This is a genomic window from Bradyrhizobium sp. CFUWI (assembly GCF_056429085.1).
Window position 1 is genome coordinate 394,614 of the sequence record NZ_JBWJZE010000001.1, and the last position, 25,858, is coordinate 420,471.

Annotated in this window: 23 protein-coding genes; 14 read left to right on the top strand and 9 right to left on the bottom strand. The window is 64.5% G+C overall.

Annotation, left to right across the window (positions count from 1 at the left end; genetic code table 11):
- The first annotated feature begins 152 nt into the window (after positions 1–152).
- Positions 153–1,514 carry a glycoside hydrolase family 3 N-terminal domain-containing protein gene (locus tag AC066S_RS01870; protein ID WP_478268770.1) on the top strand — a complete coding sequence of 454 codons (1,362 nt, stop codon included), beginning with the start codon at positions 153–155 and terminating at the stop codon, positions 1,512–1,514.
- On the opposite strand, the gene AC066S_RS01875 is transcribed toward AC066S_RS01870, so the two are convergent.
- The 4 genes from AC066S_RS01875 to AC066S_RS01890 form a co-directional block, all read right to left on the bottom strand.
- Positions 1,490–3,142 carry an ABC transporter substrate-binding protein gene (locus AC066S_RS01875; RefSeq protein ID WP_478268771.1) on the bottom strand — a complete coding sequence of 551 codons (1,653 nt, stop codon included), beginning with the start codon at positions 3,140–3,142 and terminating at the stop codon, positions 1,490–1,492. The two genes, AC066S_RS01870 and AC066S_RS01875, sit on opposite strands and share 25 nt — an antisense overlap.
- Positions 3,143–3,241: 99 nt before the next feature.
- Positions 3,242–4,513, bottom strand: a complete 1,272-nt coding sequence (locus AC066S_RS01880) for a DUF892 family protein (RefSeq protein ID WP_126259503.1) — start codon at positions 4,511–4,513, stop codon at positions 3,242–3,244.
- 117 nt (positions 4,514–4,630) lie between these two features.
- Positions 4,631–6,085 carry a dihydropyrimidinase gene (gene hydA / locus AC066S_RS01885; RefSeq protein WP_478268772.1) on the bottom strand — a complete coding sequence of 485 codons (1,455 nt, stop codon included), beginning with the start codon at positions 6,083–6,085 and terminating at the stop codon, positions 4,631–4,633.
- A gap of 73 nt (positions 6,086–6,158) precedes the next feature.
- The gene (locus tag AC066S_RS01890; protein ID WP_478268773.1) at positions 6,159–6,785 is read right to left on the bottom strand and encodes a TetR/AcrR family transcriptional regulator; all 627 of its coding nucleotides are present in this window, start codon (positions 6,783–6,785) and stop codon (positions 6,159–6,161) included.
- Between the two features lie 102 nt (positions 6,786–6,887).
- Here AC066S_RS01890 and AC066S_RS01895 point away from each other — a divergent pair, with 102 nt between their 5' ends.
- From AC066S_RS01895 to AC066S_RS01905, 3 genes are all read left to right on the top strand, one after another.
- Positions 6,888–7,583 (top strand): PspA/IM30 family protein, encoded by a 696-nt coding sequence (locus AC066S_RS01895; RefSeq protein ID WP_478268774.1) that lies wholly within the window; start codon positions 6,888–6,890, stop codon positions 7,581–7,583.
- 39 nt (positions 7,584–7,622) lie between these two features.
- A complete protein-coding gene (locus tag AC066S_RS01900; protein WP_126259507.1) occupies positions 7,623–7,898 on the top strand; it encodes a YiaA/YiaB family inner membrane protein in 276 nt (91 codons plus the stop codon).
- Between the two features lie 173 nt (positions 7,899–8,071).
- The gene (locus AC066S_RS01905; protein WP_028134265.1) at positions 8,072–8,278 is read left to right on the top strand and encodes a hypothetical protein; all 207 of its coding nucleotides are present in this window, start codon (positions 8,072–8,074) and stop codon (positions 8,276–8,278) included.
- Between the two features lie 161 nt (positions 8,279–8,439).
- On the opposite strand, the gene AC066S_RS01910 is transcribed toward AC066S_RS01905, so the two are convergent.
- Entirely contained in the window at positions 8,440–9,285 is an 846-nt protein-coding gene (locus tag AC066S_RS01910) for an SDR family NAD(P)-dependent oxidoreductase (RefSeq protein ID WP_126259508.1), read from the bottom strand.
- 189 nt (positions 9,286–9,474) lie between these two features.
- Between AC066S_RS01910 and AC066S_RS01915 the strand changes: the two genes are divergently transcribed.
- From AC066S_RS01915 to AC066S_RS01930, 4 genes are all read left to right on the top strand, one after another.
- Positions 9,475–10,971, top strand: a complete 1,497-nt coding sequence (locus tag AC066S_RS01915) for an aldehyde dehydrogenase family protein (protein ID WP_164718837.1) — start codon at positions 9,475–9,477, stop codon at positions 10,969–10,971.
- Positions 10,972–11,089: 118 nt separating this feature from the next.
- Positions 11,090–12,217, top strand: coding sequence for an alkene reductase (locus AC066S_RS01920; protein ID WP_478268775.1), 1,128 nt, complete (start codon positions 11,090–11,092; stop codon positions 12,215–12,217).
- Between the two features lie 163 nt (positions 12,218–12,380).
- Positions 12,381–12,884, top strand: a complete 504-nt coding sequence (locus AC066S_RS01925; RefSeq protein ID WP_478268776.1) for a GFA family protein — start codon at positions 12,381–12,383, stop codon at positions 12,882–12,884.
- 263 nt (positions 12,885–13,147) lie between these two features.
- Entirely contained in the window at positions 13,148–14,809 is a 1,662-nt protein-coding gene (locus AC066S_RS01930) for a thiamine pyrophosphate-binding protein (protein ID WP_478268777.1), read from the top strand.
- Between the two features lie 146 nt (positions 14,810–14,955).
- On the opposite strand, the gene AC066S_RS01935 is transcribed toward AC066S_RS01930, so the two are convergent.
- Entirely contained in the window at positions 14,956–16,335 is a 1,380-nt protein-coding gene (locus AC066S_RS01935) for an LLM class flavin-dependent oxidoreductase (protein ID WP_478268778.1), read from the bottom strand.
- 278 nt (positions 16,336–16,613) lie between these two features.
- Here AC066S_RS01935 and AC066S_RS01940 point away from each other — a divergent pair, with 278 nt between their 5' ends.
- From AC066S_RS01940 to AC066S_RS01965, 6 genes are all read left to right on the top strand, one after another.
- Positions 16,614–18,005 carry a M20 family metallopeptidase gene (locus tag AC066S_RS01940; protein ID WP_478268779.1) on the top strand — a complete coding sequence of 464 codons (1,392 nt, stop codon included), beginning with the start codon at positions 16,614–16,616 and terminating at the stop codon, positions 18,003–18,005.
- A 90-nt stretch (positions 18,006–18,095) separates the two neighbouring features.
- Positions 18,096–19,007, top strand: a complete 912-nt coding sequence (locus tag AC066S_RS01945; protein WP_135170256.1) for an amino acid ABC transporter substrate-binding protein — start codon at positions 18,096–18,098, stop codon at positions 19,005–19,007.
- Between the two features lie 115 nt (positions 19,008–19,122).
- Complete coding sequence (locus AC066S_RS01950; protein WP_126259516.1) at positions 19,123–19,854, top strand: amino acid ABC transporter permease; 732 nt, start codon at positions 19,123–19,125, stop codon at positions 19,852–19,854.
- A gap of 2 nt (positions 19,855–19,856) precedes the next feature.
- On the top strand, positions 19,857–20,549 hold the full coding sequence (locus AC066S_RS01955) for an amino acid ABC transporter permease (RefSeq protein WP_126259517.1): 693 nt from the start codon (positions 19,857–19,859) through the stop codon (positions 20,547–20,549).
- Between the two features lie 12 nt (positions 20,550–20,561).
- Entirely contained in the window at positions 20,562–21,293 is a 732-nt protein-coding gene (locus AC066S_RS01960) for an amino acid ABC transporter ATP-binding protein (RefSeq protein ID WP_478268780.1), read from the top strand.
- Positions 21,294–21,483: 190 nt separating this feature from the next.
- Positions 21,484–22,344: a D-amino-acid transaminase gene (locus AC066S_RS01965; protein WP_126259519.1), complete on the top strand. Its 861-nt coding sequence runs from the start codon at positions 21,484–21,486 to the stop codon at positions 22,342–22,344.
- Positions 22,345–22,497: 153 nt separating this feature from the next.
- Here the strand turns inward: AC066S_RS01965 and AC066S_RS01970 are convergent, their stop codons facing one another.
- The 3 genes from AC066S_RS01970 to AC066S_RS01980 are packed head-to-tail and all read right to left on the bottom strand — an operon-like array spanning position 22,498 to position 25,748.
- Positions 22,498–22,959, bottom strand: a complete 462-nt coding sequence (locus tag AC066S_RS01970; RefSeq protein WP_126259520.1) for a carboxymuconolactone decarboxylase family protein — start codon at positions 22,957–22,959, stop codon at positions 22,498–22,500.
- A gap of 22 nt (positions 22,960–22,981) precedes the next feature.
- Positions 22,982–24,592: an MDR family MFS transporter gene (locus AC066S_RS01975; RefSeq protein ID WP_478268781.1), complete on the bottom strand. Its 1,611-nt coding sequence runs from the start codon at positions 24,590–24,592 to the stop codon at positions 22,982–22,984.
- Positions 24,593–24,596: 4 nt separating this feature from the next.
- Positions 24,597–25,748 carry an HlyD family secretion protein gene (locus AC066S_RS01980; RefSeq protein WP_478268782.1) on the bottom strand — a complete coding sequence of 384 codons (1,152 nt, stop codon included), beginning with the start codon at positions 25,746–25,748 and terminating at the stop codon, positions 24,597–24,599.
- Positions 25,749–25,858 lie beyond the last annotated feature (110 nt).

The window sequence follows — 25,858 nt, forward strand, 5'->3', positions numbered from 1 at the left end:
CTCTGGACGGCGCTTGTGCAGAAGGCGGGACCATCGTCTGCACGGCTTCAGGAGTCTTTTGCAGATTTCGTGCAGGCGCGCATTTGCCTCTCGCGCAGCGCCAGTCGCTTTGATAGGTGCGAAGCATTCGCCCTCATCGCATGTGGCACATCATGCAATTCCTTCGTCGCCTCGGTCTCATTCTGCTTTGGCTTGCCGCGCCTGTCGTCGCGTTCGCGGCCCTAAACAAGAACGATCCCTATCTGCTCGTGCTGCGCGGCGCCGGAAACATCGCGCTTGTCGCCGCAAGCCTCATGATCGTCGCCGTTCTGCTGCGGTGGGGACGTTGGCGCACCATTGCCGGCAAGCTGCTCGTCATGCTCTGGTGCCTGCCGCCGGTTCTGATGTCCGCGGCGCATCTGAAGTTCGAGTTGCGCAGGCACGACGTTCTCAGCGCCAGCGCTGCCGAGGCGCGCCAGCTCGGGGCTCACTTCATGGTCGGCTATTCCTCCTTCCCGGAGGTCGCGCGCCTTGCCAGGCAGGGATTGATCCGCGGCGTCTATGTCACCCGGCACAACATCCGCGGCGGCACGGTCGAGGCGCTGCGGAGCGAGATCGCCGCGCTCCAGGACATCAGGCGCGCAACCGGCCTGCCGCCGCTGGTCGTCGCTGCGGACCAGGAGGGCGGTATCGTCGGGCATCTCGCGCCGCCGCTGACGAAAGTGCCGGCCCTGGCGACGCTCGCCGAGCTTGCGCCCGGCGACCAGCAGGCCAAGGCCGAAGAGTTCGGCCGCATCCACGGCCGGGAGCTCGCCGGGGTCGGCGTCAATCTCAATCTCGCCCCGGTGCTCGACCTCAAGCCGCCGGCGCGGCGCAACCGGCTCGATTTCCACACGCTGATCGGCCAGCGCGCGATCGCGACCGATCCGGCCGTCGTCAGCACCATCGCGAGCGCCTATGTGCGCGGGCTGGAAGAATCCGGCGTCGGCGCCACGCTCAAGCATTTTCCGGGCATCGGCCGCGTGCGCACCGACACGCATCATTTCAGCGCCAAGCTCGACACGCCGGTCGAGGAGCTGGAGGCATCCGACTGGCTTCCGTTCCGCGACGTGCTGTCGCGTTCGCGCAGCGCGCTGATGGTCGGTCACGTCACGCTCACTGCCGTCGACCCCGATCGCGCCGCATCGCATTCGAAATCCGTCGTTCAGGGCATCATCCGCGACAAATGGAATTACCAGGGGGTGGTGATGACCGACGACCTCGTGATGGGCGCGATCTACCAGAACGACGTCTGCAAGGCCGTGGTCGAGGCGATCAATGCCGGCGTCGATCTGCTGCTGGTGGCCTATGACAGCGCGCAGTTCTACCGCGTCTTCGCCTGTGCCCTGGACGGGGCACGGCGGGGCAAGCTCGACGCGGCCATGCTGCACGCAAGTGAGACGAGGCTGGCGAGGGGCTTTCCGATCGCGCAGGCTCGGGCGGCAGGCGGTGTCCGGGTGGTGGAAAAGAATCAGCCCTTCGCGAACTGGCGATAGTCCGGTTCGCGGTGAAACCAGAACTCGTAGCCGGTGATGGCCTTCTGCATCGCGACATCGTGGATCGGCTGGTTGAGCGGAACGACGGGAACGTCGCGCATGCAGAGCGCGATGAAGTCCTTCACCGACCGGTCGTATTCCGCGGCATCCGCGGTGAACCGCGCCTTGTCGATCAGCGCGTCCATCTCCTTGTTCTGGTAGGAGGAGATGTTGAAGATCGAGTTGTTGCCGTGGAAATTCCAGTAGAAGTAATATTCGGGATAATCCAGCCAGCCGCTGAAGCGGTTGAGGGCGAGCGGCAGCTCTTTCTTGTTCAGCGTCGTGCGCCAGTTCGCGCCCGGGATTTTGTCGATTCCCGCCTTGATGCCGATCTTGGCGAGGCTCTCCTGGATCAGGATCGCCGTGGGTTCGCCGACGGTCGCGGTGCCTGTGTCGAGCGACAAGGTCGTCTCCAGGCCGGAGGCGAAGCCGGCTTCCTTCATCAACGCCTTCGCCTTGTCGAGGTCGGTGACATAAGGAAATGGCTGCGGCCAGACCGGCTTTGAGACGTCGGCCGCGCCGCCATACATCGGAACCGCGCGGCCGAAGAACGCACTGCTCTGGATTTGCTCATACGGCATCGCCCAGGCGATGGCCTGGCGCAGCTTCACATTGTCGAACGGCGGCTTCGCGGTGTTGAGCGCAACATACCAGAGTGCATTCGGGATCGGCACGCCCGACACCTTGACCTTGCCCTCCCGGATGATCTGCTCGAAATCGCGCGGCGCAAAGCCGCTGGAAATATCCGCATCGCCACGCTCCAGCATGGCACGGCGCGTGCCGGCGGAGGGAACGTCGCGCGCGATCACGCGCTTCACCTTCGGCAGCGGCCCGCTCTTCCAGTCGTCGAAGCGCGTCAGGACGGTCTCGCTGCCCGGCTTCCAGCTCTCGATCTTGTAGGCGCCGCCGCCCGCCTCGTTGTTCTTGAGCCACGACAGCGCCCAAGGGTCCTCAGCCGTTGCGTTCTTCTTCGCAAGCTCGGAGTTGATGATGAAGGGAACGACCACCGCGACGTTGAACAGCAGCATCTTGTCCTTGCGGACATAGTCGATGCGGAAGGTGTGGTCGTCGACCACGACGAACTGCTCCGGCTTCTCCAGCGATCCCGCCGACATCTGGAAGGTCGGAAAGCCGCCGACCTTCACGGCGCGGTCGAACGACCATTTGACGTCCTTGGCGGTCACCGGCGTGCCGTCGTGGAATTTCGCATCCTTGCGAAGCTTGAAGGTGCACGACATGCCGTCGGGCGCGACCTCCCAGCTCTCGGCGAGCTCGGGCGCGAGCTTCTCGCGGTCGTACGACAACGTGCCGTCTGGCAGGGTCTTGGAGGCGTAGGTGAGCAGGCGGTCGTAGCAGTTCCAGGACAGGCCGTTCACGGTCTGGTTGGAGCCGACGCCCTGCATGTCCAGCGAGTTCGGCCCGAGCTCCTGCACCACCAGCAGCGTCTCGCTGCGCCCCTGGGCCCAGGCGAGGCGTGGAGCAAAGGCTGCCATACCGGCGACACCGAGGCCGCCGAGCACGACGCAGCGGCGGTTCAAATCGAGGGGTGAAACGCTCAAGGGTGCCTCCTGTCCGGAATGATCCGGCATCGAGAGGCAAGGTGTATGCCACGGGCGGGACGTGCCAAGCCGTCCCGCGAAGAGGCGAGGCGGCTTGGGTCCGGCGACGCGTTGCGCGATCGGCGCTCCTTATTCAGCCTGCTCCACCGCGGCGGGCATCTTCGCGACCGACATCAGCGATCGCGCCACCTGGTTGAGGAGGAGATCGGCATTCTCTTCTTCCGCAAGAGATTTGGAGAGCAGGGCGACGATCGCGCTATGCCGGAGCTGCTGCGCCAGGTTACGTGCCGTGGTGTAGCCGGACATCTCGTAATGCTCGACGCGCTGCGCCGCTGAGATCAGCGCGAGGTCGGCGGCTGCGTCCTCCTTTTCCTGGCCTTCCTTCATGACTTCCTGGCCTTCCTCGATCAGGCCCATCATGCCCTTGCAAGGCTTGGCGCGAGCGGTCTCGCCGAGCAGCTCGAAGCATTCGTTGATGCGCTCGACCTGGTTCTCCGTCTCGGCCAGATGCTGCTCGAACAGTTCGCGCAGCTGGTCGAAGCGCGCGGCCTGCGCCATCTTGGGAAGCGCCTTGGTCAACTGCTTCTCGGCATGGAGGATGTCGCGCAGCTCGTGAAGCAGAAGGTCGGTGAGGCCCGCCTCGTCGACGGGCGACGAGCTCTCCGCGACGATCGACGGGGCCGCGCCGGGGTCAGAAGATTGGAGGGCGGGCGATTCCGTGAACACCCACTCCTCTCCTTCGTTCCAGGGGCCGCGGGTGTCGATTTCGCCGTGGTCGCCGCTACCGGTGGAGTCGTTGAAGAACTGGTTCACGAGGCCGGGCGTCGGCGCAATCCTGCCGACACTGAAGGCAGGCTTCGACAGGCTTTCGAGCGCTCGCGCGAAGGCCTTCATATGCGTGATCTCGCGCGTCATCAGAAACTGCAGCGCGTCCTTGGAGCCAGCGTCGTCACAGAAATTGATCAGCCGTTCGTAGACAATCTTCGCACGCGCCTCGGCGGCGATGTTGCTGCGAAGATCGACGTCGAGCTCGCCGGTGATCTTGAGATAGTCGGCGGTCCAGGGATTGCCTTGCGAGTTGAACAGGTTGACGCCGCCCCCGCCGGCGATCGCGATCAGCGGATCGGCTTCGGCCGCCTGACGGTCATTCTTCGAGGGCGCAAGGTGCATCCGGGCAAGGCAGCCGACGACTTCGAGATGGCTGAGCTCCTCGGTGCCGATGTCCATCAAGAGGTCCTTGCGGTCGGGATCCTCGCAATTCAGTCCCTGAATCGAATATTGCATCGCGGCCGCAAGTTCGCCGTTGGCGCCGCCGAACTGCTCGAGGAGCATATTGCCGAAGCGCGGATCGGGTTCGTCGACGCGCACGGTGAACATCAGCTTCTTGACGTGGTGATACATGAGGGACTCGCGTGCTGGAGAGAAACTACGCGACAACGAGGCCTCCAGCCGTTCGTTCCTAAAGTCTCTCCAAGATTGAGGTCGTTACCCCGGACTTCTGCCAGGGAGTGCGATGGCTTACGGCGTCACCGCGCCGCGCGCGACGGCGCGCGGAGCCGTCAGTTCCTTCCAGGTGGAATTTGCCACATGCACCGGCGAGAAGGCGGGACGTTCGACGTATCGCCCATCGCCGGCCTCGGCGCGCAGATCGCCATCCGTCCAGACGATACGACCGCGCGACAGCGTCGCCGCCGCACCGCCGATGCAGGCAAAACCCTCGAACACGTTGTAATCGATCCGGCTCATCTGCCGTTTGGCACTAATAGTCTTGCTCGCCTTCGGATCCCACACCACGATGTCGGCATCAGAGCCTACGGCGACCGCGCCCTTGCGCGGATAGATGTTGAGGATGCGGGCGATGTTCGCCGAGGTTACCGCGACGAATTCCTCTTTCGTCAGCCGCCCCGTGGCGACGCCCGCGGTCCAGAGCAGCGCCAGGCGATCTTCGAGGCCGCCGGTGCCGTTCGGGATCTTCCTGAAATCGCCGCGCCCGAACCGCTTCTGCTCGGTGGTGAAAGCGCAATGATCGGTCGCAACCACCTGTAGCGAGCCGGCTTGCAGCCCGGCCCAGAGGCTGTCCTGATGCGACTTGTCGCGGAACGGCGGCGACATCACGCGCTGTGCGGAATGGTCCCAGTCCTTGCTCTGATATTCGCCGGCATCGAGCAGCAGATGCTGGATCAGCGGTTCGCCATAGACCCGCTTTCCACTGGCCCGCGCGCGAGCGATGGCTTCATGCGCCTCGCGGCAGCTGGTGTGCACGATATAGACCGGCGTGCCGGTCATATCGGCGATCATGATGGCGCGGTTGGTGGCTTCGCCCTCGACCTCCGGCGGCCGTGAATAGGCGTGGCCCTCGGGGCCGGTGACGCCGCGCGCGATCAGCGCCTCCTGCATCAGGGCGACGACGTCGCCGTTCTCCGCATGGACGACAGGCATGGCGCCGAGATGGGCGCAGCGCGCGAACGAGTTGTAGAGCTCGTCATCGTTCACCATCAGCGCGCCCTTGTAGGCCATGAAATGCTTGAAGGTGTTGATGCCGTAGGTCTTGACCACAATCTCCATCTCGTCATGGATCTGCTTCGACCATGACGTCACCGCCATGTGGAAGCCGTAGTCGCTGGCCGCCTTCTCGGATTTGTGCCGCCACTCCTGATACGCCGCGAGCATGGATTGGCCGGGATCGGGCAGGCAGAAATCCACCACCATGGTGGTGCCGCCGCTCAGCGCCGCCTTGGTTCCGGATTCGAAATCGTCGGCGGTGACGGTGCCCATGAACGGCATTTCGAGATGGGTGTGCGGATCGATCCCGCCCGGGATGACGTAGGCGCCACCTGCATCGATGATCTCGCTCCCTGTCGGCGCATCGAGCGAAGCGCCGATCGCGACGATGGTCTCGCCGGCGATCAGCACGTCCGCGCGGCGCGAATGATCGTGATTGACGACGGTGCCGCCGCGGATGAGGAGGGGCATGAGTAGCTCCGAGAGGTGAGGGACGGCTCGAAGGCTAAGCGTGCTACTGGCGATGCGACAGGTGAAATTTTAGTCAGCCGCCGCCGCTCCTTTCCACGTCGCGCACGATCAATCCGTCGATCATCGCACGCACCAGTCCCGCGATCTCCTTGCGCAGCGCCGGCAGCGGCACGGCAACCAGCTTCTGCTCCAGTCCGAGCGCCACCATGCCATGCACCGCCGAGAACAGGCTGCGCGCCGTGATGCCGAGCTCCTCGCGGCTGCGCTTCGGAAACAACGCGGCCAGCGGCTGGTAGATGTGGCGGAACAGCTGCATCTGATCTTGGACGGACCAGTCGGGGACGACCTTGTCGGCCTCCATGCGGTGCTCGAACAGCGCGCGCCAGAGCTGGAGATTTTCGGCCGCGAAATCGCAATAGGCGAGGGCGATGCGGACCAGCGTCTCCTGCGGCGATGGCTCGCCCGCGCTTTCCGCGGCGCTGAGCGCCTCGTCCAGCCGCAGCAGCGTGCGCGAGCCCACACGCAGGATCAGCTCGTCCATGTCGGCCACGAGGTTGTAGACCGCGCCATTGGCGCAACCGATCTCTCGGGCGAGATCACGGGTTTTCAGCCCCGACAACCTACGATCGGCGATCATCCGCTCCGCCGCCAGGATCAGGTCTGATCTCAATTTCTCTCGACGTTCCAGGGTCTTAGACATCTTTATCCAAATTTTTGAGCGTTGCTCAAAATATTCTTGAACGATGTTCAGGTTCCTTGCTACAAAGGAATTGTGAGCAACGCTCATAACAGGGAGCTGAAGATGTTCAAGACTGTAGTGACACTTTTCCGCGGCAGCGTGGCCGCCGCGAGCGAAGAGCTGGAAGACCGGACGGCCCTTCTGATTCTCGACCAGCAGATGCGCGATGCGGCTGCCGCCGTCGAGCGCAGCAAGCGGACGCTGGCGCTGGCGATCGCGCAGGACCAGCAGGAAGGCCGCAAGCTCGAGGCGACCCTCGCCCGCATCGCCGATCTCGAGACTCGTGCGGTTGCGGCGCTCGACGGCGGCCGTGACGACCTCGCCAGGGACGCCGCCGAAGCCATCGCGGGCCTGGAGGCGGACCGCGATGCCGCGATGACGGCCCGTGCGCTGTTCGCGACCGAGATCGCCCGGCTGAAGCGGCACGTCGCAAACGCACAGGCCCGCATCACCGAGCTCGATCGCGGCCGCCGCGTCGCCCGTGCCTCGGAGGCGGTCCGCTCGTTGCGCCGCAGCGGCATTGAGGCCGCGCGTCCATACGAAACCACGCTGCCGGAGGCGGAGAGCACTTTGCGGCGTCTACGCGATCGGCAGATGGAAGCTCAGGCGGCCGACGATGCGCTGGTCGAGCTCGATGCGGCCACCGGTCCCATCGCCATCGCCGAAAGATTGGCCGAGCAGGGCTTTGGCCCGCGGCTGAAGACGACCGCAGACGACGTGCTGGCGCGGCTGAAGTCCAAGCGCTCGCCGATTACCTGATCCCTAACCCGTCATCATTCGTCCTCACAGGAGACCATCATGAACCAGAACGGCCAGCCCCACAGCAACGCCTGGGTGACCTTCACGTACGCGTCCTTCGCAGCCTCCGCCTTCCTGGTCGCCATCGGCGTTTTCTTTCTGCCGATCGACGTCTGGATGAAGGGCTATCTCACCATGGGTATCGTCATGCTGGTCCAGACCTGCATCACCCTGACCAAGACCGTGCGCGACAATCACGAGAGCAGCCGGCTGGTCAATCGCATCGAGGATGCGAAGGCCGAGCGGCTCTTGATGGAGGTGTCCAAGGCCGCTTAAAAAAAACGGTCTGAGCCGATCAGGACGACAAGCAGGAGGGCCGCGGAGCAATACGCGCCGCGGCTCTCGTGTCCGGAACTGAACGCGTGTCGTGCTCCGCGATCCGTATCCCGCATTGTGCTCCGACTGCAGGTGCGATATGGCTCTCGCGCGTTCAGAGGCGGAGACGAGCTTTGTCGAAACAATCGCTGCGTGAGGAGGCCGAGCGCCTGATCCGCGAATCGATGGAAAAGAAGTCCATCGTCGTCAAGCAGGGCACGACCCGCATCGAGGCTGTCTGCGGCAAGTGCGGCGCCCCGAACCGGGTCCAGGCGGAGAAGGGCCAGAGCCGCGTCAAGTTCGCCTGCAAGAATTGCGGGCATCAGCAAGAGACGCTGTAGCGCGCTTGCGCTAACGCGCCGCGCCGCGACACTCTAACCCCTCATCCTGAGGAGACCGCTGAAAGCGGTCGTCTCGAAGGATCGAGGCCGGACTGCCTCAGTCGGGCCTGCATGGGGCTCGAGACGCGAAGGGCGCGCTCCTCACCATGAGGGTCTGACAGCTACTCCCCCTCCACAAACTTCTTGAACGCATCCGCGTAGTCCGGATGCCAGCGCGATAATGGCGGGCGGTTCTCGACGATGTCGCCGGCGGCCCACAGCATGCGCTTCTCATCGAGTGCGCGCGGCACGTCGTTGTCCGGGCACAGGATGTAGAAATCGCCGGCCTCCAGCCGTGCCAGCATGAAATCGACCGTCTGCTCCGGCGTCCAGGCGCCGGCCGGCTTTTCGGTGCGCCCCCTAGCGGTGAGGCCGGTGAAGACGAAGCCGGGGATCAGCAGGTGTGCCGAGAGGCGACAATCCTTCGTGTTACGCAGCTCATGCTGGAGCGCTTCGGTGAAAGCTTTCACGCCGGCCTTGGAGACATTGTAGGCGGGGTCGCCCGGCGGCGTGGTGATGCCCTGCTTGGAACCGGTGTTGATGATGAGGCCGGACCTGCCGCGCGCGATCATGTTGGGTGCGAAGATGCGCGAGCCGTTGATGATGCCCCACATGTTGACGGCGATGATGCGCTGCCAATGGTCGGGCTCGCCGAACAGCGTGCTGCCCGGCTGGATGCCGGCATTGTTCATGAGGATGTCGGTGCCACCGAACCGCTCGCGTACCGCGCGCTCGAGTTCCGTCAGGCTTTCTGTCTTGCTGACGTCGACCACGGCCGTCATCACGTTCGCGGCACCGGCGATGGATGACAGTTTTGTTGCGGCCTCGACCAGGCGACCCTGATCGACATCCGCGATGCACACCTTGATGCCGGTGCGCGCAAACGCCGCGGCGGCGGCAAACCCGATTCCGGATGCGCCACCCGTGATGACGGCAACGTTGTCTTTGACGATGGCGGGATGCGACATGGCTGGACTCCGGCGAAGCTGCGTTGCGCTCGGTCGCGTTATAGCACGCGCTCGGTTCGACCCTGCACAAGTCGGCATGGGAGGTCTTCGCTCCACGCCGTCTTTACGCCCCTCCGGGCCGGTTGTACTTATACGACCAACGATCCCGCCCAGATCGACCCAATCAATCACCTGACAGGGAGTGCAGCCATGGCTGTGTCGCAGGCTATTCCGATCACGCGCCATCCGTTCGCGAATGGGTCCTACAAGCAGATGCTGATCGACGGGAAATGGGTCGATGCAGCCTCAGGCAAGCGCTTCGAGACCCGCAATCCTGCAACGGGCGAGCTGCTCGCGACCGTCGCGGAGGGTGACAAGGAAGACATCGATCGTGCGGTTGCCGCCGCACGCCGCGCCTTCGAAGGGCCCTGGAGCAAGGTCAAGCCGTTCGAGCGGCAGAACCTGCTCCTGAAGCTCGCCGACCTTGTCGAGAAGAATTTCGATGAATTGTCGCAGCTCGACACGCTCGACATGGGCGCGCCGCTCAGCCGCACCCGCGCCTATCGCCTGCGCGCCGTCGGCATGCTGCGTTACTATGCTGGCCAGACCACCGCGATCCACGGCGAAACCATAGAGAACTCGCTGCCTGGCGAAATCTTCTCCTACACGCTGAAGGAGCCGATCGGCGTCGTCGGTGCCATCATTCCCTGGAACGGGCCGCTCACCGCGACGATCTGGAAGATCGGTCCTGCGATCGCGACCGGCTGCACCGTGGTGCTCAAGCCCGCCGAAGAGGCGCCGCTGACTTCGCTGCGCATCGCCGAGCTCGCAATGGAGGCGGGCATTCCGCCCGGCGTCATCAACGTCGTGCCCGGCTACGGCGAGACCGCCGGCGCCGCGCTCGCCTCGCATCACGACGTCGACAAGGTCGCCTTCACCGGCTCGCACGTCACGGGACAGTCGATCATCCGCGCCTCCGCCGGCAATCTCAAGCGGGTCTCGCTCGAGCTTGGCGGCAAGTCACCGGATATCGTGTTTGCCGATGCCGATCTCGATGCCGCCGTGCCTGGCGCGGCGATGGCGGTGTTTGCCAATTCGGGGCAGATCTGCAGCGCCGGCACGCGCCTGTTCGTCGAGCAGTCGATCTACGAGGAGTTCGTCGGCCGCGTCGCCGAGTTCGGCAAGAAGCTGCAGGTCGGCAACGGTCTCGATCCCAATGTGCAGATCGGGCCGCTGGTCTCCGAGCAGCAGCTCGAACGCGTCACCGGCTATCTCGACATCGGTCAGAAGGAAGGTGCCAAGGCACTCGCCGGCGGCGGCCGGGTCACCGAAGGCGCATTGTCGAAAGGCTTCTTCGTCTCGCCGACCGTGTTCGCGGGCGTTGAGGACAACATGCGCATCGCGCAGGAGGAGATCTTTGGCCCCGTCATCTCCGCGATCGCGTTCAAGGACATGGACGAGCTGGTCAAGCGCGCCAACAACACCACGTTCGGCCTCGGTTCGGGCCTGTGGACGCGCGATGTCAGCAAGGCCCATGCGGTCGCAAAGCGCCTGCGCGCCGGTTCGGTGTGGGTGAACTGCTACCAGGCGATGGATCCGGCTGTGCCGTTCGGCGGCTACAAGATGAGCGGCTACGGCCGCGAATCCGGCAAGCAGCATGTCGAGGAATATCTCAACGTGAAGGCCGTCTGGATCAAGACGGCGTAAGGCCTGCTCTCTGTCGCGTTCCGCGAGAGAGAATATCCGCATTCGAGGGGCGGCGCCTTTTCCGGGTGCCGCCCCTCGCGATATGATCCGCATCCTTCTGTAAACATCCGGGGGCCACATGAAATTCGAAGCGTTGTTTAGGCCGTTGCAGGTCGGTCCGTACAAGCTTGCGCATCGCGTCGCGATGGCGCCGCTCACGCGCATGCGGGCCGAGCGCGAGAGCTTTTCGCCGCGGCCGCTGAACGCGGAATATTACGCCCAGCGCGCCACGCCCGGCGGCCTGATCATCGCCGAAGCCTCGCCCGTGCTTTCGCACGGCCGCGGCAATCCGGCGACGCCCGGCATCTATTCGCAGGCGCAGATCGACGGCTGGCGCAAGGTGGTCGACGCGGTGCACGCAAAGGGCGGCATCATCTTCCTCCAGCTCTGGCATGTCGGCCGCGTCTCGCATTCCTCCTTTCACGGCGGCGAGCTGCCGGTTTCGGCCTCGGCGATCCCGATCAGGGCGGAAGGGATGAAGGCGATGACGGCCGACGGCAAGATCTCGGATTATGAGACGCCGCGCGCGCTGGAGACCGGGGAGGTCAAGGATATCGTCGAGGCGTTCCGGCAAGGGGCGAAGAATGCGCTCGCGGCCGGGTTCGACGGTGTCGAGATCCACGGCGCCAACGGCTATCTGCTCGAGCAGTTCCTGCAGTCGCGCAGCAACCAGCGCACCGATCAATATGGCGGCTCGATCGAGAACCGCGCGCGGCTGCTGCTCGAAGTCACGCAGGCCGCGATCGACGTCTTTGGCGCGAACCGCGTCGGCGTGCGGCTTTCACCCCACGGCATCGCCAATGATTCCGGCGAGCCCGATCCGATGCCGCTCTACACCTACGTCGTGAAGGCGCTGGACCAGCTCGGGCTGGCTTATCTGCATTTCATCGAGCCGCGCTCCAGCGGCGCCGGCCGTGCCGACGTCCACTGGGAGAACGTGCCGTCGGCGATGGTGCTGTTCCGGCCGCTCTACAGCGGCGTGCTGATGACCGCGGGCGGCTTCACCGGTGAGACCGCCAATGCCGCGATCGCCGACGGCCATGCCGACATCATCGCGTTCGGCCGCATCTTCATCTCCAACCCCGATCTGCCGCGTCGCCTGCAGCACGACTACCCGATCACGCCGTACAACCGCGCGACCTTCTACGGCGGCGAGGAGAAGGGGTATACGGATTATCCGGTGTATGACGAGCTGACGCCGGCATAACTTGCTCCGTCATTCCGGGGCGCGACGAAGTCGCGAGCCCGGAATCCATCCGACCGCATATCCGGAGGTGAGATGGATTCCGGGCTCGATGCTTCGCATCGCCCCGGAATGACGAGTTAGAGTGTCGCGCCACCGTCAGCCGCAATGACGACGGGGAAACACAATGGCCAAAGCCGCAGCCGCCGCAGGTATCGCCACCGGCCAATGCCTCTGCGGCAAGGTCAGCTTCGAGATCGACGTCCCAGCACGCTGGGCCTGGCATGATCACTCCGCCGCCAGCCGCCGCGCCCATGGCGCGGCTTATGCGACCTATGTCGGAAGCTGGAAGAAGCGCTTTCGCATCACATCCGGCAGGACCGCGCTCACGCGTTACGAGGACAAGGCGACCAAGACCACCCGCAGCTTCTGCTCGCATTGCGGCACCCCGATCGCCTATGAGCGTCCGCGCGGGCCGCACATGGTCAACATCCCCCGTGCGCTGTTTAGAGAGCGCACCGGCCGCCAGCCGCTCTATCACATCGCGATCGAGGAGCTGCAGGAATGGGCCTATACCGGCGAGCCGCTGGTGCCGCTGAAGGGCTTTCCCGGCGTGGTCTGGCAGCGCTCGAAAAAGAAGAAGCGCGCGGGCGGCGAGGACCCGTTCGAGCTTGGACGCGAGGAGATGTAGCTCGACCCGCTTGCGCCGCTCTCCGTGCCCCGGATGCAGCGCGGCGCGAAGTGCCGCACTGCTGAGCCGGGGCCCGTGCGTCAGCGAGTCCGGCGCGAATCTGGGTCCCGGCTCAGCGCCGCACCGCTACGCGGTGCAGCGCGTCCGGGACACGAGGAGCGCCCGCGCGCAACGCAGCCATGACCGCGCTTCCTTGCGCGCCTCCTTCGATTTCGGCCATCATGCCTTCAGTCCTTGCGGCAACGTCCGCTCCTGGAGGAAACATGAAGAACAAGATCACCGGCCGCTCCGCCTTCCTCGCGCTGCTCAAGGACGAGGGCATCACGCATCTGTTCGGCAATCCCGGCACCACCGAATTGCCGATCATGCACGCGCTGAAGGACCATCCTGATCTCACTTACGTGATGGCGATGCAGGAGAGCCTGGTGGTCGCGATCGCTGACGGTTACAGCCGCGCCTCCGGCAAGCTCGTCGCCTGCAACGTTCACGTCGCGCCCGGCCTCGGCAACGCCATGGGCTCGCTCTACAACGCCCAGTTCACGGGCACGCCGATGATCCTGACCGCCGGCCAGCAGGAGCAGGGCCATGGCCTGATGGAGCCGGTATTGTACGGCCCGCTGGTCCGCATGGCCGAGCCGCTGGTGAAGTGGGCGGTGGAGGTGACGCGGCTGGAGGATCTGCCGCGCATCGTCCGCCGCGCGGCCAAGATCGCGACCACGCCGCCGACCGGGCCAGTGTTCATTTCGCTCCCCGGCGACATCCTGAACAGCGAGGCCGGCATCGACCTCGGCCGCTCCACCCGCATCGACGCCCGCGTGAAGCCGTCGGACGAAGCGCTGAAGGCGTTTGCCGCGCGGCTGCTCAAGGCCGAGCGCCCCGTCATCGTCACCATGGACGAGGTGGTCAGGAGCGATGCCCTGAAGGAGGCCGCCGAGCTCGCCGAACTGCTGGGCGCCGCCGCTTACCAGTCTTCGACGCCGTATGGATCGCACTTCCTGTCGGAGAGCCCGAGCTTCGTCGGCACGCTGGCGCGCGTGCAGAAGATCGCGCGCGATACGCTGGCGCCGTACGACCTCCTGATCGCGCTCGGCGGCGATCCTTTACGGATGTCGGTCTATAGCGAGGTCGATGCGCTGCCGGACGGGCTCGGCATGGTGCAGGTCGGCCTCGTCGATTGGGAGATCGCAAAGAATTACGGCGCCGAGATCGCGCTGAAGGCGGATCTGAAGGAAACCCTGCGCGCGCTGATCCCGGTGCTGAAGGAGATGGGCGGCGCGACACTTGCAAACCGCGCCAAGCAACGCCTTGCCGAGCTCGTGCCGAACAACTGGGCCGCACGCCGCGCCGCGCTGGTCGAGCAGATCGGCAAGAGCGCCAGCCGCACGCCGATCGATCCGGACTTTTTGGTGCTGCAGATGGTCGAGGCCATGCCGGACCATGCGATCCTGGTCGACGAAGGCCTCACCTCCAGCCGCCAGATCACGGCGCTGCGCCCGCATCGCGACCGCTATGGCTATCACGGCCTTGCCTCCGGCGGCATCGGCTGGGGCCTGCCGGCCTCCGTCGGCGCCAGCATCGCCAATCCGGATCGTCCCGTCGTCTGCTTCTCGGGCGATGGCAGCGCGATGTACTCGATCCAGTCACTGTGGACGGCGGCGCATCACAAGCTGCCGCTCAACGTCGTCATCGCCAACAATGGCGGCTACCGCATCATCAAGCAGCGCCTGCTCGCCTTCCACGGCGACGACAATTACGTCGGCATGGATTTCGCCGATCCGCCGGTGGATTTCGCCGGCGTCGCGAGAGCGCTCGGCTGCGAGGCGATCAAGCTCAGCGATCCCAGCGAGCTGAAGGCGACGCTGGCCTCGGCGTTCAATCGGCCGGGGACGAAGCTGATCGAGGTGATGGTGGACGGGAAGCTGTAAGACGCCGCGGCCTTCACGCACTCAACTGTCATCGCCCCACTTGATCGGGCGATCCAGTATTCCAGCGGCGGTTGTGATTCCTCGAGAGGCCGCGGCGTACTGGATGCCCCGGTCAAGCCGGGGCATGACAGCGAGTGTGTGGCGGCCTACGCCTTCTTCCCCACCCGATACCCCGCTGCCGGATGCGGCGCACCTAACCGCGCGCGCCCCTGGCCGAACAGCTTCTCCCGCAGCGTGCCTTTCGCATACTCCGACTTATACCTTCCGCGCCGGGTCAGCTCCGGCACCAGCATGTCGGCGATGTCCTCGAAATCGCCGGGCGAGATCGCGAAGGCCACGTTGAGGCCGTCCACGTCGGTCTTCTCGAACCAGTCCTCGATCTTGTCCGCGACGGTTTCGGGCGTGCCGACCACGACCGGCCCGGCGCCGCCGATGCCGACATGCTCGATGACGTCGCGCACGGTCCAGACGCGGTCCGGATCGCCGCGTGTTACGTTGTCGAGCGCGCTGCGACCGGCATCGTTCTGGACGTGACGCACTTGCTGGTCGAGCTCGTAGCCGGAGAAATCGATGCCGGTCCATCCCGACATCAGCGCCAGCGCGCCTTCCGGATTGATGTGCGAGCGGTAGTCGGCATATTTCGCCGCCGCTTCGGACTCGGTGTTGCCGAGGATGATCGTCATCATGCTGAACATCAGGATCTCCGCCGGGTTGCGGCCGAGTGCGGCGGCCTCCTGGCGGATCGCCGACACGCGCGGCGCAATGATCTTGGCCGACGGTCCCGACATGAACACGCATTCGGCATGCTTGGCCGCGAACTGCCTCCCGCGCGGCGAGGTGCCGGCCTGGTAAAGCACCGGCGTGCGCTGCGGCGAGGGCTCGCTGAGATGGATGGTGTTGTTGATGCGGTAATTCGCGCCCTCATGATTGACACGATGGACCTTGCTGGGATCGGTGAAGACGCCGCGCTTGCGGTCGCGCAGCACGGCATCGTCCTCCCAGCTGCCTTCCCAGAGCTTGTAGACGACCTCCATATATTCGTCGGCGATGTCGTAGCGGTCGTCGTGCCCGGTCTGCTTGTCCTTGCCGGCGCCACGCGCGGCGCTGTCGAGATAGCCGGTGACGACGTTCCAGCCGATCCGCCCTTCGGTGAGGTGATCGAGCGTCGACATCCGCCGCGCGAACGGATAAGGCGGCTCGAACGACAAATTGCTGGTGACGCCGAAGCCGAGATTTTGCGTCACCGCGGCCATGGCCGAGAGCAGCAGCAGCGGCTCGTTGGACGGCGTCTGTGCCGCGTTGCGCAAGGCCGCGTCAGGACTGTTGCCATAGACGTCATAGACCCCGAGCACGTCGGCCAGGAACAGTCCGTCGAAACGGCCGCGCTCCAGCGTCCTGGCCAGATCGATCCAGTAGGGCAGGCGGTTGTAGCCGGCGGTGCGGTCGCGCGGATGGGTCCACAGGCCGGGTGACTGATGAGCGACACAATTCATCGCAAATGCGTTGAGTCTGATCTGCTTGGCCATGCTGGCTCCACGGCGCTCTGTACTGAGCGCTCTTCGAATGATAGATGTGCGCCCGAACTTGACGCCCGAACTTGGCGAAGTTCTTGCATATCGCTTGCGCTTGGCAAGGCCAAATCAGCGGCGCTGCTGCGCCTGGCAAGCCAATCTCAAGGAAGCAAGGACGAAAATCCCAAGAAGAAGTGCAAGCGAAGTACAAGAACTATCCAACCCCCTGCCACTTTCGAAGGCCAACCCGTATCGGGTAAAGTCCTTCGTCCTGAAGTCCCGAAAAGCAAGTCATGACCAGAGCCGACGCCATCGCCCGCGCCCGTGAGGATTTTCGATCCGGCGCATTCCTCGCCGAGCTCGACCGCCGCGTCGCCTTCAAGACCGAGAGCCAGAACACCTCGCGCGGCCCCGAGCTGCGCGCCTATCTGGAGCAGGAGATGCAGCCGGCCTTCGCCGCGCTGGATTTCACCAGCCGTATCGTCGAGTCCCCCAGCGGCAAGGCGCCGTTCCTGCTCGCCGAGCATCACGAGAGTGCCTCCGCGCCGGCCGTGCTGATCTACGGCCATGGCGACGTCGTCGACGGCATGGAAGGCGAGTGGCGCGACGGGCGCGATCCCTGGCGCACCACGGTTGCCGGCACGCGGCTCTACGGCCGCGGCACCGCCGACAACAAAGGTCAGCACAGCATCAACATGGCGGCACTGCGCGCAGTGCGCGATGCCCGCGGCGGCAAGCTCGGCTTCAACGCCAAGTTCATCGTGGAGATGGGCGAGGAGATCGGCTCGCCCGACCTCGGCAAGGTCTGCGACCTCAATCGCGATGCGCTCAAGGCGGACCTGTTCATGGCCTCCGACGGGCCGCGCCTGTCCGCCGACCGCCCGACCCTGTTCCTCGGCTGCCGCGGCGGCATCCGCATTCATCTGGATGTGAACCTGCGCGACGGCGGCCACCATTCCGGCAATTGGGGCGGCGTCCTGGCCAATCCCGCGACCATTCTGGTCAACGCGATCTCGACGCTGGTCGACGGCCACGGTCGCCTCCAGCTCGACGCCCTGAAGCCGCCGCGGCTCAGCAACCAGATCCGCTCTTATCTGGCCGATGTGCAGGTGGTGCCGAGCGCGGACGAGCCCGCGCTGGCCGAGAACTGGGGCGAGGAGGGTCTTTCGGCCGCCGAGCGGCTGTACGCCTGGAATACGCTGGAAGTGCTGGCGATGTCGTCGGGCAATACCGAGAAGCCGGCCAACGCCATTCCCGGCCATGCCAATGCCGTGCTGCAACTGCGTTTCGTGGTCGGGACGAAGATCGAGGGCCTGATCGAGGCCATCCGCGCGCATCTGGTCGCAAAGGGTTTTCCGATGGTTGAGGTGCGGGCGGCCCAGAGCTTTGCTGCATCGCGCACAGACTTCGACAGCCCCTGGATCAAATGGGCGGCGGATTCGGTGCAGGAGACCACCGGCAAGGCGCCGGCCGTACTGCCGAATTTCGGCGGCTCGCTCCCCAATGACGTGTTCTCCGAAATCCTCGGCCTGCCGACGATCTGGGTCCCGCACTCCTATCCCGGCTGCTCCCAGCATGCGCCCAATGAGCACATTCTGCTGCCTCTGACCGAAGAGGCCTTGACGGTGATGGCCGGGCTGTTCTGGGATCTCGGCGAATTGCGAGCACCGCTGACAAGCCGTTAACCTGAGCCTCGATCGAGCCGAAAGTCACATTCTAATCCGGGCCGATTTGTGCTTGCATCCGGCCGCATCATCCTGAAAGGGGACAAAAAAGTGAAACATTTCCGTAGCATCGGACTCGCGCTCGCCGCGACCTTCGCCGTCAGCCAGGCCGGGGCCCAGGAGCTGACCGGCACCCTGAAGAACATCAAGGACACCGGCGCCATCACGCTGGGCTTCCGCGACTCCTCGATCCCGTTCTCCTATCTCGACGACAACCAGAAGCCCGTCGGCTTCGCCATGGACATTTGTTACAAGATCGTCGACGCCGTGAAGAAGGAGCTCAAGCTCGACAAGCTCGAGGTCAAGCTCAACCCGGTGACCTCGGCGACCCGTATCCCGCTGATGGCCAACGGCACCATCGACCTGGAATGCGGCTCGACCACCAACAACGCCGAGCGCCAGAAGCAGGTCGCCTTCACCAACACCCACTACCTGACCGCCAGCCGCTACGTCTTCAAGAAGTCCAGCGGCCTGAAGTCGATCGACGATCTCAAGGGCAAGACGGTGGTCTCGACCGCCGGCACCACCAACATCAAGCAGCTCACCGAGGCCAATGTCGCCAAGGGCCTCGGCGCCAACATCATCCCCGCCAAGGACCACGCCGAGGCCTTCCTGATGGTCGAGACTGACCGCGCGGTCGCCTTCGTCATGGACGACATCCTGCTCGCGAGCCTCGTCGCCGGCTCGAAGTCGCCGGGCGACTACGAGATCTCCAAGGACGCCTTCTCCAAGCCGGAGCCCTACGGCATCATGCTGCGCAGGGACGATCCCGCCTTCAAGAAGGTGGTCGATGCGGCGACCGCCGCGCTCTATACCTCGGGCGAAGCCCAGAAGATCTACGACAAGTGGTTCACCCAGAAGATCCCGCCGAAGGGCCTGAACCTCAACACCCCGATCTCGGCCGAGCTGAAGAACGAGTTCGCCAAGCCGACGGACTCGCCGAACCCGGACGATTATAAGTAAGCAAACCTCGATCTTTTCGATCGAGATCATGTCCGGCCACTCTTGACACTGGGGTGGCCGGACATTTGCATAGGCGCCGGGACATCCATAGCTGGCGCGTTCGCGCGGGGGACACGTGAACTACAACTGGAACTGGGGAATCTTTTTCCAGCCGAACCCGATGGGGACCGGCACCTATCTCGACATGCTCTTGTCGGGCCTGGTGCTGACCCTCAAGACCGCGGCGCTGGCCTGGGTCATCGCGCTGATCACCGGCTCGCTCGTCGGCGTGATGCGCACGCTGCCGTCGAAGGGGGCGAACTGGTTCGGCTTTGCCTATGTCGAATTCTTCCGCAACATGCCGCTGCTCGTGCAGCTCTTCCTGTGGTACTTCGTGCTGCCGGAACTGCTGCCGAAAGGCGCCGGCACCTGGCTGAAGCAGCTGCCCAACGCGCCGTTCTGGACCGCGGCGATCGGCGTCGGTTTCTTCATGTCGGCGCGCGTTGCCGTGCAACTGCAGGCCGGCATCGGCTCACTGCCGCGCGGGCAGAAGATGGCCGCAACGGCGCTGGGCCTGACCACCGCGCAGGGCTATCGCTACGTGCTGCTGCCGATGGCGTTCCGCATCATCCTGCCGCCGCTGACCTCTGAGTTCCTCAACACCATCAAGAACACGGCGGTCGCGATCACCATTGGCCTGCTCGAGCTGACCGGACAGGCACGCTCGATGCAGGAATTCTCGTTCCAGGTGTTCGAGGCCTTCACCGCCGCGACCATCCTTTATCTCCTCGTCAACGCCGTTGTCGTGACCGCGATGCGCTTCCTCGAGCGCTGGGTCGCGATCCCCGGCTACATCACGGGGAAATAGCGATGTTCGGCAATCTCGATTTCGACGTCATCCGCCGCGCGCTGCCCTATCTGTTCTTCGAGGGCATGACGTTCACGCTGACACTGACGGGCCTCGCAGCGCTCGGTGGTCTCGTGTTCGGCACGGCGCTCGCCCTGATGCGGCTCTCCGGCTTCAAGATCCTTGGCCGGATCGCCGGGGTCTATGTCGACTTCATGCGCTCGCTGCCGCTGGTTCTGGTGATCTTCTGGTTCTACTTCCTGGTGCCCTATATCGGGCAGTGGGTGACCGGTGCTTCGCGCCCGATCAGCGTTGGCGCCTTCGCGTCCTCGCTCATCACCTTCATCATGTTCGAAGCGGCGTATTTCTCCGAGATCATGCGCGCCGGCATCCAGTCGATCTCGCGCGGCCAGCCTGCCGCCGCCAGTGCGCTGGGGCTGACCTACGGCCAGACCATGCGCTACGTCGTGCTGCCGCAGGCCTTCCGCAACATGCTGCCGGTTCTGATCACCCAGACCATCGTTCTGTTCCAGGACACTTCGCTGGTTTACGTCCTTTCGATCACGGATTTCCTCGGAGCCGCGAGCAAGGTGGCGCAGCGCGACGGGCGCCTCGTCGAAATGTACCTGTTCGCAGCGGTCGTCTACTTCACCATTTCCTGTATCGCGTCCTACGCCGTCCGCCGGCTCCAGGCGCGCATCGCCATCGTTCGCTAGGGCCAGAAGCTCATGATCGAAATCAGCCACGTTAACAAATGGTACACGCCGAGCTTCCAGGTGCTGACCGATTGCACGACCAGCGTCACCAAGGGCGAGGTCGTGGTGGTCTGCGGCCCCTCGGGCTCGGGCAAGTCGACGCTGATCAAATGCGTCAATGCGCTGGAGCCGTTCCAGAGCGGCGACATCAGCGTCGACGGCATCAAGGTCAACGATCCCAAGACCAATCTGCCGAAGCTGCGTTCGCGCGTCGGCATGGTGTTCCAGCACTTCGAGTTGTTTCCGCACCTGAAGATCATCGACAATCTTTGTCTCGCGCAGGAGAAGGTGCTCGACCGTCCGCGCGACAAGGCGATGACGAAAGGCATGCAGCTGCTCGAGCGCGTCGGCCTCAAGGAACAGGCGCAAAAGTTTCCCGCGAACCTGTCCGGCGGCCAGCAGCAGCGCGTTGCGATCGCCCGTGCGCTCGCCATGGATCCGATCGTGATGCTGTTCGACGAACCGACCTCGGCGCTCGACCCTGAAATGGTCAGCGAGGTGCTCGACGTCATGGTGGACCTCGCTCATGAGGGCATGACCATGATGGTTGTGACCCACGAGATGGGCTTTGCCCGCAAGGTGGCCAATCGCGTGATCTTCATGGACCGCGGCGAGATCGTCGAGGACGCGGCGAAGGAGGATTTCTTCGGCAAGCCCCGCAGCGACCGCGCGCAGAAGTTCTTGTCGAAGATCCTGTCGCATTGACTCCCGTCATTCCGGGGCGCGACGAAGTCGCGAGCCCGGAATCCATTGGGCGGAAGGACGCGAGGCGAGATGGATTCCGGGCCCATTCGCTTTGCGAATGTCCCGGAATGACGGATCGAGGGTTTATCGGGCGCGCCAAATCTCCTATACCGAGACCAAATTCCCTCCTTCTCTCCCCAGGAGACCTGCCTTGGACCCGATCGCCTACGTCAACGGCTCATTCGTCCCGCTTTCGGACGCCAAAATCTCGGTGCTGGATCGCGGCTTCCTGTTCGCCGATGGCATCTACGAGGTCTCGGCGGTGCTCGACGGCAAGCTGGTCGACAATGCCTCGCATCTGGCGCGGCTGGAGCGTTCGGTCGGCGAGATCAAGCTGAAGCTGCCGGAGACGGTCGAGCGCATCACCGAGCTGCAGAAGGAGCTGATCGCGCGCAACAAGGTCGCGAACGGCCTCGTCTATCTCCAGGTCACCCGCGGCGCCGACAAGGGCCGCGACTTCGCCTTCCCGAAGGGCGACGTCAGATCGAGTCTGGTGATGTTCACCTCGGAAAAGGACATCATCAATGCGGCGTCGGCGAAGACCGGCATCAGCGTCATCACGGTGCCCGACATCCGCTGGGAGCGGCGCGACATCAAGAGCGTGGCGCTGCTGGCGCAGGTCTTGGCGAAGCAGGCCGCGGCCGAGGCCGGTGCAGGTGAGGCCTGGATGCTGGAAGACGGCTACGTCACCGAGGGCGGTTCGTCCTCGGCCTTCATCCTCACCAAGGACGACGTCATCGTGACCCGCAAGAACTCCAACGCGATCCTGCCGGGCTGCACCCGCAAGGCCGTGGTGGCGCTCGCCGAAGAACGCCAGCTCCGCGTCGAGGAGCGTTCGTTCACGGTCGCCGAGGCGCTGGCCGCCAAGGAGGCCTTTGCCACCTCGGCGTCACTGTTCGTCCAGCCGGTGGTTGCGATCGACGGCAAGAAGATCGGCGACGGCAAGCCGGGCCCGATGGCCACGCGCCTGCGCGAGATCTACGTGGAGTTCGCCAAGGCAACGGCGGTTTAGCCACTCCCACCGCTGTCATCGCCCGGCTTGACCGGGCGATCCAGTACTCCGTGACAGGAGTGCTTGAATCGAGAAGCCGCGACGTACTGGATGCCCCGCCTTCGCGGGGCATGACAGTTGAAAGTGTGGAGACGCGTTTGCCTCCATCACCCCTCACGCCACCGAGGCCTTCACCTTCACCGGATGAACGGCGCGGAATGCGATCGCGATCCTGTTCCAGGCGTTGATGGCGCCGATCAGCATGGTCAGGTTCACCGTCTCTTCCTCGGAGAATTGCGCGCGAACCTGCTCGTAGACATCGTCGGGCGCGTGGGTCTGCGAAATCAGCGTCACCGATTCCGTCCAGGCCAGCGCCGCGCGCTCGCGGTCGGAATAGAGCGGGGACTCGCGCCAGGCATTGAGCAGGTAGATGCGCTGTTCGGTCTCGCCGCGCTTGCGAGCGTCCTCGGCGTGCATGTTGATGCAGAAGGCGCAGCCGTTGATCTGCGACGCCCGGATCTTGACCAGCTCGATCAGCGATTTCTCAAGTCCCGTGGACTGGATCTGTTGCTCCAGCGCCATCAGCGCCTTCATCGTATCGGGGGCGGCCTGGTAGAAATTCATGCGGGGCTTCATGGTCGTTCTCCTTGGGTTGACGTCAATGGGCGCCGCCGGCCGAGGTGTGGCCGGGCTTCTTCAGGAAGAGGACCGCGGCAAGCGCGACGATCAGCGCCATGCCGAGCAGATAGAACGTGTCGCTGAAGGCGAGGATATAAGCCTGCTTCTGCACGATATGGCCGATCGCGACATAGGCGCGATGCGCGGCGTCCGCACGGTCGAGGATGCCGTGATCGGCGAAATATTGCGTCAATTGGTCCAGCCGCGTGCGGGTGGCCTGCTCGAATAGCGAGACCGACTGCATCATCACGTTGGAATGATACTGCTCGCGCTTGGTCAGGACCGTTTGCAGCAGCGCGATGCCGACCGCGCCGCCGAGATTGCGCATCATGTTGAACAGGCCGGAGGCCGAGCCCGCGTTCTCCGGCTCGATGCCGGCGGTTGCGACGGCCGACAGCGGCGCCATCACCAGCGCCTGGCCGATGGCGCGAACGATGTTGGGCCACATGAGTTGATCGGCGGCGTAGTCGCTGGTCATATGGATGTTCATGAAGTTGGAGACCGCGAACAGGGCGAATCCGATGCCGATGATGATCCGCGCGTCGAATTTCTGCATCAGGCGCGGCACCAGGGGGATCAGCACGAGTTGCGGCAATCCGGTCCAGGCCAGCACCATGCCGATCTGCTCGGCATTGTAGCCCTGGATGCGTGCCAGATATTGCGGCAGGATGAACACCGAGCCGTATAGCGCGATGCCCAGCAGGAAGTTCGCCAGCATGCCGAAGCCGAAATTGCGGCGGACGAGCAGGCGCAGATTCAGCAGCGGCTTCTTTACCGTCAGTTCGATGATCAGGAAGGTGGTCAGCGCAACGGCCGCGATCACTGAGAGCTTGACGATGAAAGGCGAGCCGAACCAATCGTCCTTGTTGCCTTCCTCCAGCACGGTCTGCAATGCCGACAGGCCGATGGCCATGGTGACGATGCCGGCCCAGTCGCCCTCGCGCAGCGCCGAGAGCCTCATCGGCTTGGCCTCGAGCGCGTACCAGAGCATGCCGACCATGATCGCGCCGGGGACGAGGTTGACGTAGAAGATGTACTCCCAGCCGAAATTCTCGGTGAGATAGCCGCCGATGGTCGGGCCGATCGCAGGCGCGAACGTTGCCGACAACGCGAACAATGCCAGGCCCACCGGCTGCTTTGCGCGCGGCAGCAGCGTGATGATCAGCGTGAACGCCATCGGGATGAGAACGCCGCCGGTGAACCCCTGCACGGCGCGCAGCACGATCATCTGAGACAGGTTCTGCGCCAGCGCGCAGGCGGTCGACAGCAGCAGGAACAGGATTGCATTGGTGAGGAGATAGATGCAGATCGAGAACACCTGCGCGAGCCAGCCGGAGAGCGGGATCACGACAATCTCGGCGACGAGATAGGATGTCGAGATCCAGCCGCCGTCGTCGATGCCGGCGCCGATTGCGCCCTGGATGTCGGCGAGCGAGGCGTTGACGATCTGGATGTTCAGCACCGCCATGAACGCGCCGAGCGTGGCGCCGATCACGGCGATCCAGGTTTTTGTGGAGACCGGCGCCGCGGGGCCAGCGGCGGCGGCGGGGAGGCCGGCAACGGCGTTGGCGGTCGGTTGGAGTGTGCTCATGGCTTCAGCTGCCGTTTGCGCGGGAGGTGTTGTCGGCGAGGCGCCTGGCCGTCTCGCGCTCGGCAAGCACCGTGGCTTTGGTATCGACGGTCGGCTCTGCCGACATGCCGGGGCGCAGCAGGCCGTTGAGGCTGTGGTCGTCGAGCACGATCTTCACGGGAATGCGCTGCACGATCTTGGTGAAATTGCCGGTCGCGTTGTCCGGCGGCAGCAGCGCGAATTCGAGCCCGCTCGCCGGCGACAGACTGTCGACGTGGCCGCGCAGGGTCCTGTTGCGGAAGCTGTCGACGCGCAGCTCGACCGGCTGTCCTGGTCGCACATGCGTGAGCTGGGTCTCCTTGAAGTTCGCAACGACGTAGACCGCATCGAGCGGCACCACCGCCATCAATTGCGTGCCGGCCTGGACGTATTGGCCGACCCGGAGGCTCCGGGCGCCGACCGTGCCGTCGACCGGCGCGGTGATCTCGGTATAGGACAGGTTCAGCGCCGCCTGCTGCGCGGCCGCGCGGGCGCGCTCGAGCTGGGCCGCTGCCTGCGCACGCTGGGTGGTAAGCACGTCAACCTTGCGCTGCGCAGCCACGAGGCCGAACTTGGCGTGCTGCAATTGCGCGCTGCTGGCGCGCAGCGCCGCGTCGGTCTGTTGCGCGCGCTGGATCGTGCCTGAGCCCGACTTCATCAGATCGTCATAGCGGGCGCGCTCTTCCCGCGCGAATTTCAGATTGGCGTCCGCCGCATCGACATCGGCCGTGCTCTGGTCGATGATCGGCTGCTGCAGTTCGAGCTGGGCGTCGATGTTGCGCACCGAGGCTTCAGCGGCAGCGACGTCGGCTTTGGTCTGGTCGAGCGCCGCCTTGAAGTCGCGGTCGTCGATCTTGGCCAGCGTCTGGCCTGCCCTGACCCTCTCGTTGTCGCCGACAAGCACCTTCGCGATGTAGCCGGAGACCTTCGGCGCGATGATCGTGGAATCCGCCTTCACATAAGCGTCGTCGGTCGATTCCAGGTAGCGGCCTGTTTTCAGGTAGTCGTACCCATAGTCGCCAGCCACCGCGGCGCCGATCGCCAGCGCCAGGCCGACCGCTGCGCGCCTGATCGCCTGCCGGGACGGGCGCAGGCTGATTTTTCCATTTGTTTCAGTGATATAAGAAGCATTCGACATGGCATCCTCGGACTTCCCAGACGCCCCTTCGAAATGGTGCGCTGTTGGTACCTGCAAGATGCGCTGTCCTGGCTATTGTGATAATCTTTGAAATTATGGAAGCATTATCC